Raw genomic sequence first — 16,210 nt, 5'->3', positions numbered from 1 at the left:
GCTTCGGCAACATCCGCTGAACCGTCCTCCAGGATCGAGAAGTGGTTAGCCGGTACCGAAACAACGGTGTGCATCGAATCCCACGGTTCGGCCTGCCAGTCCATGCGATCCGATGAGCCCCCCAGGAAGCTCTCGGCGCACTGGATGAACAGCGTGGGCGTGGTGACGGAGCCGGGCACCATCTGTTGTAGCAGCTGCACGTACCGACCCATACCCGTCAACCGATCCCGGTCGAACCGACCGAACGTGGCTTCGTTCGACACCATGTGTTCGGCCATCGCTCGCAGTAGCCAATCGCCGTCATCGTGCACCTTGTAGGTGTCCAGCATGACCACGCCGGCGGGCGCTGGGCCACCGGTCGCTTCCAGGTGCTCGGTGACGCGGTAGGCAAGCAGGCCGCCCGAGGAGTAGCCGAGCAGAACGAACGGATCTCCCTGCGCCGCCTCGAGGACGCTGCGCGCCAAGGCTTCCGAGGCCGCTGTCGGTGTCGCCGGCAACGGTTCGCCCGTCCGGCAGCCGATCGGCGACACCGCCACGATGTCCCTCGCACTGCCCAGGTGCGAGGCGATCCGGGCGTACTGATGCGCGCCCCCGGTCGCCAGTGGCGGTGTGAGGCAGATGATCCGCGGCAGGGCGGGGCCCGCGGCGAGTCGCGTCGGCACCGGCAGCCGGCCCGGTTCCGGTGCGGCGGTGAACTGTTCGCGCAGCTCCGCCGTCACCCGCAACAGATCGAAGGCCTGGACGAACCGGCCGCTCTCCACCGCGCCCCGGAACATCCCGTACAGCGAGTCGTCCTCGCCGACCGGCGCATCACCGCGTTGTGCGGTCGCGGTGAGCTCCGTCCGCAGGTATCGAGCCAGCGCCGCCGGCGTCTTGTGGTCGAAGATCGCGGCCGTCGGCAGCGTCAGACCGGTGGACGCGTTGAGCGTGGTCCGCAGCTCCATGGCTGCCAGTGAGTCGAATCCCGATTCGAGGAAATCACGCTCCGGGTCGAGAGAATCGACGCTCTCATGACCCAGTAGCCTGGCCGCGGTCTCGAGAATGTGCTTACGGAGCCACTCTTCCTGTTCGGACTCCGGGAGCTGGGCCAGCTGCCTGCGCAGTGCGCCCGTGTCCGGGGCCCCGGCACTCTGCCGCCGCCCGGCTCGCTTGGCCAGGTCGCGCAGCAGTGCGGGCACCGCGTCCCGAGCCCGCAGGGCGGGCAGGTCGATTTCGGTCAGGATGCTCGCCGGAGACTCCGAAGCTACTGCGGTATCGAACAATTCGAGCGCCTTGCCCGCGGCCAGTGGCGGCAGACCCTGGCGGCGCATGCGCTGCCGGTCGGCCTCGCTGAGCCACTGCGACAGGCCCGTTTCGATATCCCACAGACCGTAGGCGAGCGCGGTCGCCGGCAGACCTTCGGCGTGCCGGTGGGTGGCGAGCGCGTCGAGGAACACGTTGGCCGCCGCGTATCCGCCCTGGCCGGCGGGCAGGATGGACCCCGCCACCGAGGAGATCAGCACGAAGGCGGACAGTCCGGCGGCCCGGGTGAGCTCGTGCAGATACCAGGCCGCGTCGGCCTTGGCGCCGAGGGAGTAGTCGATCTGCTCCGGCGTCAGGGTCTCGACCATCCCGTTGTTGGCAACGCCCGCCACGTGCACGACCGCACCCAGCGGATGCTCGGCCGGAACCGAAGCGAGCAGTTCTCGCAACGCATTTCGGTCCGCGACGTCGCAGGCGGCCACGCGCACCCGGGCACCGAGGTCGGTCAATTCCGCGATGAGATCCGCGGCGGCATCCGGTCCGCGGCGGCCGGCCAGCAGCAGGTGCCGCACACCGTGCTCACTCACCAGGTGCCTGGCGAGGTGACCACCGATGCCACCGGTGCCACCGGTGATCAGTACCGTCCGTTCCGGATCCCAAGGTGCCCGCGGGTCCGACTCGGGCAGCGCGGCCCGCACGAGCCGCGGCACCCATGTCCCGTCCGCCCGGACGGCCAGTTCCGGTTCACCCGACATCGCCGCGGCGGCAAGGAGATCCGGGGTGGTCTCGGCCGCGGCCTCCACGAGCACGATCCGCCCGGGATGCTCCGCCTGCGCCGCGCGCACCAGGCCCCACACCGCAGCCGTGGCCGGGCCGGCCGCAGCGTCTGTGACCACAACCAAAGTGCTTGCCGCGTAGCGATCCTCGCGCAAGAACTCCTGGACGACGCCGAGCGTGCGGTGCAGCGCGGTGCGCAACCGGACCGGACCGTCGTCGCCGTCGACCGGGGGGCGGAACAGGACGACCGAGGCCGACGCAGACGACCCCCACTCGGCCCACGAACCCGCCGAGCGCAGTTCCGGCCCGGGCCGCCAGCTGAGCTCGTACCGCCCGTCCGGCGCGGATCGGGTTGCGGCCGAGAGCAGTTCGAGCGACATCGGGCGCAGCGCGAGCGACCCGACGGACAACAGTGGCGCCCCAGCGGAATCGGCCATGGCCAGGGCGAGCTCGCCCTGGTTCAGCCAGGACAATCGAACCCGCACCCGCCGGGCTCCGGCGGCGTGCACCCGCACCGACGACCAGACGAACGGCACCAGGGTCGGCCGCTCGGCCTGCTCGTCCACGCCCTGTGGGAGACCGAAGGACAGCGCGTGCATGGCCGCGTCCAGCAACGCCGGATGCATGCCGTAGCCCTGGGTAGCGGTCGGCTCGGGCAGCGCCACCTCGGCGAAGAGGTCCTCACCGCGTCGCCACAGGGCTTCCAGTCCGCGGAAGGCGGGCCCGTAGTTGTAGCCGTGGTCGGCGAGTACGTCGTAGGCGCCGGCCAACTCGATGTCCGTGGCACCGGCCGGTGGCCACTGCACGAAGTCCGTCCAGCCGTCCGGTGTTTCGGTTTCCCGGCTCGGGCTCACCGTGCCCTGCGCGTGGTGCGTCCACGGCACCGACGGATCGTCATCGTCCCGCCGGGAGTAGATGTCGAGCCGTCGACGACCGGAGTCGTCGCCGTCGCCGAGGATCACTTGGATGTCGACGCCGCCCTGCCCCTGGAACACCAGTGGCGCCAGCAGGGTGAGTTCCGCGAGCTCCGGGCAGTCGACCTGGTCGCCGGCGTGGGCGGCCAATTCGACGAATCCGGTGCCCGGCAACAGCACCGTGCCGAGCACGTCGTGATCGGCCAGCCAGGGATGGGTGTTCGTGGACAGGCGGCCGGTGAATCGGACGCCGCCGCTCTCCGGCTGTGCCACCAGGGCACCCAGCATCGGGTGGTCGGTGGACCGCAGGCCGAGTGTGTGCGCCTCGCCGGTGTGCAGCGGGCCGGTGGACCAGAAGCGGCGGTGCTGGAAGCCGTAGGTCGGCAGGTCGATCCGCACGCCGCCGGTGCCGGTGTAGTAGGTCGTCCAATCCACCGTCGCACCCGATACGTGCAGTCGGGCGAGGCCGGTCAGCATAGTCTCGGAGTCCGCTGTGTTTCGTTTGGACAGCGCGATAGTCGTTGCGGTGTCCAGGGTTTGGGCGATCATCGGGGTCAGCACCGCGTCGGGGCCGACCTCGGCGAACCTGGCTACACCCAGATCCGCCATTGCCGCGACGGCATCGGCGAACCGCACCGTGTCCCGGACCTGACCGACCCAGTACGCCGGATCCGACATCTCGTCGGCGACCCGGGCGCCGGTGACCGTCGACACCAGCGGGGTACGCGGGCGCCCGAACGTCAAACCTTCGATCGCCGTGGCGAATTCGGCCAACATCGGGTCCATCGAGGCCGAATGGAAAGCGTGCGAAACCCGCAGTCGGTGTGTGCGCCAACCATGTTCGGCACAAGCCTCGACGACAGCCACGACATCGGCTTCGACACCCGAGAGCACCACCGACGACGGACCGTTCACCGCCGCGATCGACACCTCACCGGTCAGCAACGGCCGCACATCGGCCTCGGAGGCACCCACGGCGACCATCGCCCCACCGGAAGGCAACGCCTGCATCAAGCGACCACGCGCAGCCACCAACACACAGGCGTCCGTCAGCGACAGCACTCCGGCCGCATGCGCGGCAGCGACCTCACCGATCGAGTGACCGGCTACGACATCCGCGCGTACGCCCCACGATTCGAGCAGCCGGAACAGCGCCACCTCGAACGCGAACAACCCCGCCTGCGCGAACACGGTCCGGTCGACCAGATCGTCGTTCGCCAATGCCGTGCTCAGCGAAACAGGCTGTTCCAGCAGCGGATCGAGCTCGGCAACGATCACATCGAAGTGGTTGCCGAAGACCGGGAAGGCCGCACACAGCTCCGCGGCCATGCCGGCCCACTGGGCACCCTGACCCGAGAACACCACACCCGTCGAACCCGCCAGCACACGGCCGGTCACCACACCGGGTACCGGCGCACCGGCCGCCAAGGTCCGGACACCTGCCAGCAGCCCCGCACGGTCGCCGGCCAACACAACAGCACGATGTTCGAAGACACTGCGCGTCGATGCCAGCGAGAAGCCGATATCGATCGGATCGTGTTCGCCCACATGCGATGCCAGGCGGGCCGCCTGAGCGGTGAGAGCATCGGCACTGCGGGCCGAGACCACCCATGGCAGCAACCCGCCCGCCGGCGCGGACTTGACCACAGGCTCCGGCACCACCGTCGGCACCGGGGCCTGTTCGATGATGACGTGCGCGTTGGTGCCGCTGATACCGAACGAGGACACACCCGCACGACGCGGCCGATCCACCTCCGGCCACGCCACCGCCTCGGTCAGCAAACGGATATGACCTTCGGACCAATCAACTTTCGTGCTGGGCGCATCGACATGCAGCGTCTTCGGCAACAGTCCTCGGCGCATCGCCATGACCATCTTGATCACACCACCGACACCAGCAGCGGCCTGAGCATGACCGATATTCGACTTCAACGACCCCAACCACAGCGGACGATCCGCATCACGACCCTGCCCGTAGGTAGCCAAAAGGGCCTGGGCCTCAATCGGATCGCCCAGAGTCGTACCCGTGCCGTGGGCTTCCACCACATCGACATCGACCGGCGAAACCCCCGCATTCGCCAGCGCCTGGCGAATCACCCGCCGCTGCGACGGACCATTCGGCGCGGTCAAACCATTCGACGCACCATCCTGATTCACCGCCGAACCGGTCATCACCGCAAGCACCCGATGACCGTTGCGCTGAGCGTCGGACAACCGCTCCAGCACCAACATTCCGGCGCCCTCGGACCAGCCGACACCATCGGCCGCATCGGCGAAGGACTTACACCGGCCATCCGGCGACAAGCCCCGCTGCCGGCTGAATTCCACCAGAGTCTCCGGAGTCGCCATCACCGTCACGCCACCGGCCAAGGCCAGATCGCACTCCCCCGACCGCAGCGACTGCGCCGCCAAATGCATTGTCACCAAGGACGACGAGCACGCTGTATCCACCGACACGGCCGGGCCCTCCAACCCAAGGGTGTAGGCGATGCGACCGGACACCAGGCTGCCGGCCGCGCTGTTACCGGTCCCCTGGGCGTAGTCGTGGTACATGACGCCGGTGAAGACGCCGGTCGAACTACCGCGCAGCACCGCCGGATCCACACCTGCGCGCTCCAACGCCTCCCACGTGGTTTCCAGCAGTTGCCGCTGCTGCGGATCCGTCATCACGGCTTCGTTGGGACTGATCCCGAAGAAGTCCGCGTCGAAATCGGCAGCCGTGTGCAGGAATCCACCCTCTCGGGTGTAGGACCTACCCGCACGGCCGGGTTCCGGATCGTAGATGCCGTTGAGGTCCCAGCCGCGGTCGACCGGGAACGTCGATACCGCGTCCCGGCCGGTGCGCACGAGTTCCCAGAGGTCTTCCGGGGACGTCACCCCTCCGGGGTAACGGCAGGCCATGCCGACCACGGCGATCGGGTCGCCGTCGACAGCCCTGACAGCGGTGACCTCGACATCGCGGCTCGTCCCGGCGAACTCGTCGGCCAGATACCGCGCCAAAGCCTGGGGCGTTGGGTAGTCGAACACCAAGGTCGCGGGCAGCGGGAGACCGGTGGCGGCCTTCAGCGCATTTCGGAATTCGACAGCGGTGATCGAATCGAAGCCCAGCTCGTTGAAGGCCCGGTCCGCTGCCACCGCGTTCGTGTTCTCGTGGCCGAGGACGGTGGCGATCTGACCGCGCACGATCTCCAGCAGCACGTCGAAACGCTCGCTGTCGGGAGTGCTCGACAGCCGAGCACGCAACGCCGCGGACGCACCGGAGACCGCTCTGCGGCGCTGCGGGATCAGTGCGGAAAACAATGCGGGCGCGGCGAATCCCGCAGAGCGCATGGCATCCAGATCCACCCGGGCGAGGACGAGGGCCGCCGTGTCCATTCCCGTCGCGGCGTCGAACAGGGCCAGACCCTGGTCCGCCGACAGCGGCAGCAGGCCCGACCGGGACATCCGGCGCCGGTCGACGTCGCTGAGCTCCGCGGCCATACCCCCGTCCGTGCCCCACAGACCCCAGGCCAGAGATATACCGGGCAGCCCGGATGCCCTGCGGTGCGCGGCCAGCGCGTCCAGGCAGGCGTTGGCCGCGGCGTAGTTGCCCTGGCCGGGGCTACCGAACGCACCGGCGACCGAGCTGAACAGCACGAACGCCTTCAAAGGCAGGTCGGCGGTCAGCTCGTGCAGATGCAGCGCGGCGTCGACCTTCGGGGCCAGCACCGCGTCCATCCGCTCCGGACTCAGCGACGCGATCGCACCGTCATCGAGCACACCTGCGAGGTGGAAGACGCCCGTAAGCGGTTGTGCGGCAGGAACAGTGGCCAGCACCTCGGCCAGCGCGCCGCGGTCGGCGACATCGCATGCGACGAACTCGACCTCGGCACCGATCTGCTGCAACTCTTCTCGCAGTGCTGTTGCGCCGGGACCGGATTCACCGCGCCTGCTGAGCAACAGCAGACGGCGCACGCCATGGGCGTTCACCAGGTGCCGGGCGAACAGCGCACCAAGGTAGCCGCTGGCGCCGGTGATCAGGACAGTGTCGTCCGGGTCGAAGGAACCCGTCGCCGGAGCGGTGGTCGAGACGACTCGCCCGAGTCGCGCTCTGTACACCTGCCCATCACGCACCGCCACCTGCGGTTCCTCTGACGCCAGAATCCCGCCCAGCAGGCCGTCGAGCTCGGAATCGGTATCCACCAACACGATCCGGCCGACGCCCTCGGCCTGTGCCGAACGAACCAGGCCGCCGACAGCGGCACCTGCCAGATTCGAAATGTCCTCCCCAGCCACCGATACCGCGCCACCGGTCCGAACCACCAGCACCGACTCACCGAACCGAGGCTCGGCGAACCAGGACTGCAGCACCTGCAACACACCATGAGTAGCGGCACGAACGGTGACGGGATCATTGCCCGCCGGGCAGTCCAGCACCACCACCTGCGGGACCTGCTCACCCAGGTCACCGAGATCCGCCCATGCCACGCCGGCGACCTCGCCCTCGGTCACCGAGATCGGCGCCCAGCTCACATCGAACACAGCGGTACGAGAAATCGGAGTGCCTGCGGTGAGCTGCGCGGGATCGATCGGCCGGGACGCCAAGTGCCGCACCGTCGCCACGGCAGCACCGGTCGAATCCGCCAGATCCAGCGCAACCCCACGCTCACCGATACGGGTCAGCCGGACCCGCAACGCATCGGCCCCCGCCGCATGCACAGTGACACCCGACCACTCGAACGGCAACGCCAGCCCAGCACCGTCCGCCGCAGCATCATCGGCAAAACGCAAGGCGTGCAAAGCCGCATCCAGCAATGCCGGATGCACACCGAACCGCTCCGCGTCGCCTCGCGCCGCCTCGGGCAACTCGACCTCGGCGTAGAGCCCCTCCGATCCGCGCCACACCGCCCGCAATGCCTGGAAGACCGGACCGTAGTGATAGCCCTGCGCATCGAGAGAGTCGTAGAGGTCCTCGACCGGGACCGCAGTGGCGTCGGCGGGCGGCCACTGCGCCAGGTCCGCCGGTGCGCCGTCGGCTGCCGGCACGAGGACGCCTTCGGCATGCAAAGTCCACGATGCCACCGAATCGGCATCGTCGTCGGGGCGGGAGAATATCCGCACCCCACGACGCCCCTCGTCCGCACCGCCGATCACGACCTGCACCGCGACACCGCCGGACTCCGGCAACACCAGCGGGGCACGCAGAATCAGCTCCTCCAGGCTCGAACAGCCCACCCGCTCACCGGCGTGCAGGGCGAGTTCGACGAGACCGGTGCCGGGGAACAACACGGTATCCATGACCCGGTGGTCGGCCAGCCAGGGCTGCGTCTGCACCGACAATCTGCCGCTGACGGCGACCACATCGGAATCCGGTTGCGACAGCACCGCCGACACCAGCGGGTGCCTGGTCGCGACGAGCCCCATCGACCGGGCGTCACCCTTGCCGGCGGAACCTTCGGGTATCCAATAGCGCCGGTGCTGGAAAGCATAGGTGGGCAAGTCGATTCGCCGCGCCCCCGTCCCGGTGTAGTAGCCGGCCCAATTCACCTCGGTACCGGCCACGAACAATCCCGCGATCCCACCCGCCACCGCGGACGCATCGGCACGGTCACGACGCGCCAACGCCACCACTACAGTGGCCTCGTCGTCGAGAGTCTGCGCGACCATCGGGGTCAGCACCGCATCGGGGCCGACCTCGGCAAACCGGGATACACCCGAACCGGCCATCGTGGCAACGGCATCGGCGAACCGGACCGTATCCCGGACCTGACCGACCCAATACGACGGATCACCCATCTCGTCGACGACCTGGGCACCCGTCACCGTCGACACCAACGGGATGGTGGGTCGGCCGAAGGTCAAACCCGCGATCGCCGAGGCGAACTCGGCCAGCATCGGCTCCATCAGAGTCGAATGGAAAGCGTGCGAAACCCGCAATCGGTGTGTGCGCCAACCACGTTCGGTGCAGGTGTCGACAACGGCCTGGACCGCCTCCTCGACACCGGACAGCACCACCGACGACGGACCGTTCACCGCCGCGATCGACACCCCACCGGTCAGCAACGGCCGCACATCAACTTCAGAAGCACCCACGGCGACCATCGCCCCACCGGAAGGCAACGCCTGCATCAAACGACCACGCGCAGCCACCAACACACACGCATCCGCCAGCGACAACACACCCGCCACATGCGCAGCAGCGACCTCACCGATCGAATGACCAGCCACCACATCCGCACGCACACCCCACGACTCGAGCAACCGGAACAACGCCACCTCGAACGCGAACAACCCCGCCTGCGCGAACACCGTCCGATCGACCGAATCCTCATCCGACAGCGCCACATCCAGCGAAACCGGCTGCCCCAACAGCGGATCCAACTGCGCGACAATCGCATCGAAATGCTCGCCGAACACCGAATACACCGCACGCAACTCAGCCGCCATACCGGCCCACTGCGCACCCTGACCCGAGAACACCACACCCGTCGACCCCGGCACCACCCGGCCGGACACCACACCCGGAATCGTTTCGCCGCGCCCGAGCGCCTGGATGCCAGCCCGCAGGGCGTCGTCCTCGGGCGAGAACGCGACGGCCCGATGCTCGAACGACACTCGCGAGGTGGCGAGCGAGAATCCGATGTCGATCGAATCGTGGTCGCCGACATAGGAGGCCAGCCGCCGGGCCTGCTCGGCCAATGCCTCGCCGCTCCGCGCCGAGACCACCCACGGCAATACCCCGCCCGCCGGAAGGGTTTTGACCACCGGAGCCGGGTCCGCCGCGGGCGCCTGTTCGACGATGAGGTGAGCATTGGTGCCGCTGAGGCCGAACGAGGAGACACCCGCACGGCGCGGCCGATCCACGTCGGGCCACGTCACCGGTTCGGTCAGCAGGCGGATATGGCCTTCGGACCAATCAACTTTCGTGCTGGGCGCATCGACATGCAGTGTCTTGGGCAGCATGCCGTGCCGCATCGCCATGATCATCTTGATCACGCCACCGACACCGGCCGCCGCCTGGGCATGACCGATGTTGGACTTCAATGATCCGAGCCACAGCGGACGATCCGCATTCCGATCTTGGCCATAGGTCGCGAGCAGCGCCTGGGCTTCGATCGGATCGCCCAGAGTCGTACCCGTGCCGTGCGCCTCGACCACATCCACCTCGGTCGGCGACACCCCTGCATTCGCCAATGCCTGCCGGATCACCCGCCGCTGTGACGGACCGTTCGGCGCGGAGAAACCATTCGACGCGCCATCCTGATTCACCGCCGAACCAGCAATCACCGCAAGCACGTCATGACCATTGCGACGGGCATCGGACAACCGCTCCAACACCAACATTCCGGCGCCCTCGGACCAGCCCACCCCATCGGCCGCATCCGCGAAGGACTTACACCGGCCGTCCGGCGACAACCCGCGCTGCCGACTGAACTCGACGAGCATCTCCGGGGTGGACATCACCGCCACACCACCGGCCAACGCCAGATCACATTCGCCCGACCGCAGCGACTGGGCGGCCAAGTGCATGGCCACCAGCGACGACGAACACGCCGTATCCACCGACACCGCAGGACCTTCCAAGCCCAGTGTGTAGGCGATGCGACCGGAGACCAGGCTGCCGGCGACGCTGTTGCCGGTACCGGCGCCCAGCGCGTAGTCGTGGTACATCACGCCGGTGAAGACACCGGTCGAACTACCGCGCAACACCGCCGGATCCACACCTGCGCGCTCCAACGCCTCCCACGAGATCTCCAGCAGCAACCGCTGCTGCGGATCCATCATCGTGGCTTCGTTGGGGCTGATCCCGAAGAAATCCGCGTCGAATTCGGCTGCGGAGTACAGGAATCCACCCTGACGGGTGTAGGTCTTGCCCGCCTTACCGGGTTCCGGATCGTAGATGCCCTCGATATCCCAGCCACGATCCGACGGCAGATCACCTGTGGTGTCCATGCCGTCGGCAACCAGACTCCACAGGTCTTCGGGAGAAGCGACACCACCCGGGTAGCGGCAGCTCATCGCCACCACCGCAATCGGATCGTCGCCGGCCACCCTACTGGCAGTGACCGCGACATCCTGGCTCGTGCCGGAGAGTTGGGAATCGATGAACTCGGCGACAACCTGCGCATTCGGGTAGTCGAAAACCAGCGTCGCCGGCAGCTGCAAACCCGTCGCAGCATTCAACTTGTTACGGAACTCGACCGCACTCAACGAATCGAAACCAAGCTGCTGAAAAGCCTGCTGCGGCTCAACAGCATCCACCGACACATGCCCAAGAGTCGCGGCAGCCACCGAACGGACGAGATCGAGCAGAGCACGCGCACGATCCACATCCGACAAGCCGGCCAGCTTTCGGGCGAAAGCCTGACCTGCCGCGCTTCGGTTGGTGCGGCGCAAGGGGATCGGTGCGAGCGCACGGACCAGGGCCGGGATCAACTCGCCCCGCGTCCGGAGCACCGCCCGATCGACCCGCAGCGCGACCAGCTGGGCCGAATCGGTGGCAATCGCCGCATCGAACAGCGCAAGACCCTCGGCCTCGGAGATCGGCGGGAATCCCTGCCGGCGCAGCAGATCGAATTCCGCCTCGGACAGCTCGACACCGAGCCCGGTCGATCGTGCCCACAACCCGTAGTCGATAGCGGTTGCCGGCAATCCCAGGCTGTGACGATGCGCGGCAAGGGCATCGAGGAAGACGTTCGCCGCGGCGTAGTTCGCTTGACCGGCGGCCAGCACCAATCCGCCCGCGGACGACAACAGCACGAACAACGACAACGAGGCATCACGAGTCAGTTCGTGCAGATGCCACGCCGCATCGACCTTGGGCCCGAACACATAATCGACCCGCTCGGCCGTAATCGACTCCACCAGACCGTTGTCCGCTGTTCCGGCCGCGTGCACCACACCCACCAACGGATGCTCAACCGAAATACCATCCAACAACACCGCCAGCGCCGACCGATCCGACACATCACACGCGGCAACGGTCACCTGCGCACCCAACTCGGTCAGCTCCGCACACAGTTCCGCAGCACCCGGAGCATCCGGGCCACGCCGAGACGTCAAAAGCAGATGGCGCACACCGTGTTCGGCCACCAGGTGCCGGGCTATCACGCCACCCAGACCGCCGGTACCACCGGTCACCAGCACGGTGCCCGGCTCGGACAACCGAACGATCGAACCGAGGGCGTGACGACTCAATCGCGGCACGAGCAGGGTCGCACCGCGCAGCGCAGCCTCGGGTTCCAGCGCAGCGGTCGCGGCCGCAGCGGCGATAGCGAGCGCGTCACGATCCTCATCCTGATCCAGGTCGAGCAGCTGGAATCGGCCCGGATGTTCGGCCTGCGCGGCGCGCAGCAGACCCCACACCGGCGCCTGGCCCAGGTCCACCTGCTCCGAGTCGGCAACGGCCACCGCACGTCTGGTCAGCACCACCAAACGTGAACCGGCGAAACGCGGTTCGGCCAGCCAGCCGCGCAGAGTGTCGAGCACACCGATCGCGATCCGGCGGGCGGCCTCCGGCGGCGCACCGTCGTGAACGGGGATTTCCCACAACACGATCTCCGGAACAACCGGATCCTGGGCCGCGTCCAACTCGGTGATCAACGCCGCGAGATCACCATTCAGTACCGCCACCCGGCCCGGCTCGACGCTCTCCGCCGACGGCGCGGCAGCGACCCACTCCACGCCGAAGAGGGCGTCATCCACCCGATCCGACTGCAGGCGATCGGCCGACACCGGCCGAGAAACCAAGGCCCCCACCGACATCACCGGCCGGCCCTGTTCGTCGGCCAGCTGGAGCGCGAACCGGGTGCCCTCGACCACGATGCGAACCCGGACGGCGCTCGCGCCGGCCGCGTGCAACACCACCCGGTTCCAGGTGAACGGCAGTGCCGGGAAACCCTCGACACCGCCACGCAGACCGTGCACGATCCCGGCGTGCAGCGCCGCGTCGAACAGCGCCGGATGGATGCCGAATCCCTTGCCGTCCTGCGGATCCGGCAGCGCGACCTCGGCGAACAACTCGTCACCACGCCGCCACGCCGCCTGCAAACCCTGGAAGAACGGGCCGTAGCCATACCCGATATCGAGCAGCTCGTCATAGACGCCGTCGATGTCCAGGGGCTGGGCATCCGCCGGCGGCCACGCGGCGAGATCGAAATCGGCAACCACCTCATCGGGGACGAGCACACCTTCGGCGTGCAGCAACCACGGCCCCTCGGCGTTCTGCCGCGAATGCACACTCAACCGCCTGCGACCGGCCTCGTCTGCCGCGGTCACCACGACCTGTACCGCGACGCTGCCCTCGGCCGGCACGGTCAACGGGGCCTGCAGGACCAGCTCGTCCACCACGGCACAACCGAGCACACCACCGACGTAACTCGCCAGCTCCACGAACCCGGTACCCGGCAGCAATACGGTGCCGAGCACGCTGTGGTCGGCCAGCCACTCGACCGACTCCACGGTCCACCGGCCGGTGAAACTCACGCCACCCGAATCCGGATGCGGCACCACCGCACCCAGCAGCGGATGCTCCACCACATCCAGCCCGAGCGAGCCGACCCCGCCCAATTCGGCGCCCAGCCACGACAGGGCCAACGCCTCCTTGGGATCCAGCCAGAAACGCTGATGCTGGAAGGCATAGGTGGGCAAGTCGATTCGCTGACCTCCAGCATGCAGACCGGCCCAGTTCACCTCGGCGCCGGCCACGAACAACCCGGCCACCCCACCCAGCACGGCGGACGCGTCGGCACGGTCGCGACGCGCCAACGCCACCACCACCGCGGCCTCGTCGTCGAGAGTCTGGGCGACCATCGGGCTCAGGACCGCGTCCGGGCCGACCTCGGCGAACCGGGACACCCCAAGATCGACCATCGCGACGACCGCGTCGGCGAACCGCACGGTGTCACGGACCTGACCGACCCAATACGACGGAACGGTCATCTCATCCGTGACGCGCGCACCGGTCACCGTCGACACCAACGGGATGCTCGGACGACCGAACACCAAACCCTCAATCGCCGAGGCGAACTCGGCCAACATCGGGTCCATCGAGGCCGAATGAAAGGCGTGCGAAACCCGCAGTCGGTGTGTGCGCCAACCACGTTCGGCGCATGCCTCGACAAGAGCGGCGACTGCGTCCTCGACACCGGAGAGCACCACCGACGACGGACCGTTCACCGCCGCGATCGACACCTCACCGGTCAGCAACGGCCGCACATCGGCCTCGGAGGCACCCACGGCGACCATCGCCCCACCGGAAGGCAACGCCTGCATCAAGCGACCACGCGCAGCCACCAACACACACGCATCCGTCAGCGACAACACACCGGCCACATGCGCGGCAGCGACCTCACCGATCGAATGACCGGCTACGACATCCGCGCGTACGCCCCACGATTCGAGCAGCCGAAACAACGCCACCTCGAACGCGAACAACCCCGCCTGCGCGAACACGGTCCGGTCCACCAGATCGTCGTTCACCAATGCCGTACTCAGCGAAACAGGCTGTTCCAGCAGCGGATCGAGCTCGGCAACGATCGCGCCGAAAGCCTCGGCGAACACCGGATACGCCGCACGCAACTCGGCCGCCATACCGGCCCACTGCGCACCCTGACCCGAAAACGCCACACCCGTCGACCCCGGCACCACCCGGCCGGTCACCACACCGGAAGCGACTTCGGCCCGCCCCAACGCCCGCACACCCGCCAGCAGCCCATCACGGTCCCCGGCCAAGACGACCGCACGATGATCGAACACCGCACGCGTGGATGCCAACGAGAAACCGACATCCACCGGATCCAGGTCCTGATCAACGACACGAGACGCCAAGCGGACGGCCTGCGCGGCCAACGCCTCGCCACTGCGCGCCGAGACCGCCCACGGCAGCAACCCACCCGCCGGCACGATCTCGGGCGCCGGAGCTTCGTCCACCGCCGGTTCGGACACCGGGGCCTGCTCGATGATGACGTGCGCGTTCGTGCCGCTGATACCGAACGAGGACACACCCGCACGACGCGGCCGATCCACCTCCGGCCACGACACCTGCTCGGTCAGCAGGCGGACATGGCCCTCAGACCAATCCACCTTGGAACTGGGCGCATCGACATGCAGCGTCTTGGGCAGCATGCCGTGCCGCATCGCCATGACCATCTTGATCACACCGCCCACACCCGCCGCCGCCTGAGCGTGACCGATGTTGGACTTCAACGATCCGAGCCACAGCGGATGATCCGCATCACGCTCTTGCCCGTAGGTGGCCAGCAGCGCCTGGGCTTCGATCGGATCGCCCAGAGTCGTACCCGTGCCGTGCGCCTCGACCACATCGACATCGACCGGCGAAACCCCCGCATTCGCCAGCGCCTGGCGAATCACCCGCCGCTGCGACGGACCATTCGGCGCGGTCAAACCATTCGACGCACCATCCTGATTCACCGCCGAACCGGTCAGCACCGCAAGCACCTGATGACCGTTGCGCTGGGCGTCGGACAACCGCTCCAACACCAACATCCCGGCGCCCTCCGACCAGCCGACACCATCGGCCGCATCGGCGAAGGACTTACACCGGCCATCCGGCGACAACCCGCGCTGGCGACTGAACTCCACCAGAGTCTCCGGAGTCGCCATCACCGCTACACCACCGGCCAACGCCAGATCACACTCACCCGACCGCAGCGAGGCCGCGGCCGAATGCATGGCCACCAGCGACGACGAACACGCCGTATCCACCGTGACCGACGGCCCCTCCAAACCGAACACATACGAAACCCGCCCCGAGGCAATAGATCCCGTATTCGCGTTGGCCGGATAGTCGTGATACATCATGCCGACCCACACACCGGTCCGGCTGCCCTTCAACGAACCCGGATCGACACCCGCCCGCTCGAACGCCTCCCACGAAGTCTCCAGCAGCAGAAACTGCTGCGGATCCATCAGCGCGGCCTCGTTCGGGCTGATATTGAAGAACGCCGGATCGAACTCCCCTGCGGCATGGAGGAATCCACCCTCACGCGTATACGCGGAGTTCGGCGTCTCACCGGTCGGGTCATACAAGCGTTCGGTGTCCCAGCCGCGATTCGCCGGGAACTCCGACGCCGCGTCGGTCCCAGCGGAAACGAGGTTCCACAGCTCCTCCGGCGAACCCACCCCACCCGGATACCGGCACGCCATACCCACGATCGCAATCGGCTCACGAAGCGACGACTCGAGCTTGCGGTTGCGGGCACGCAACCGCTCGGTCTCCTTCAGCGAGACACGGAGGGCCTGAGCCAGCTTCTGAGTATTGTCATCGGGCTTGGTCA

General features: G+C 67.8%; 1 pseudogene. It reads right to left on the bottom strand.

Going from position 1 to position 16,210, the window contains the following annotated elements:
* Window positions 1-5: 5 nt before the first annotated feature.
* Window positions 6-16,184, bottom strand: a pseudogene (locus OIE68_RS38700) (type I polyketide synthase); the annotation flags it as partial.
* Between the last annotated feature and the right edge of the window lie 26 nt (window positions 16,185-16,210).

Source organism: Nocardia vinacea (assembly GCF_035920345.1).
Lineage (GTDB): Bacteria > Actinomycetota > Actinomycetes > Mycobacteriales > Mycobacteriaceae > Nocardia > Nocardia vinacea_A.
This window is presented reverse-complemented; position numbering and strand designations above follow the sequence as displayed.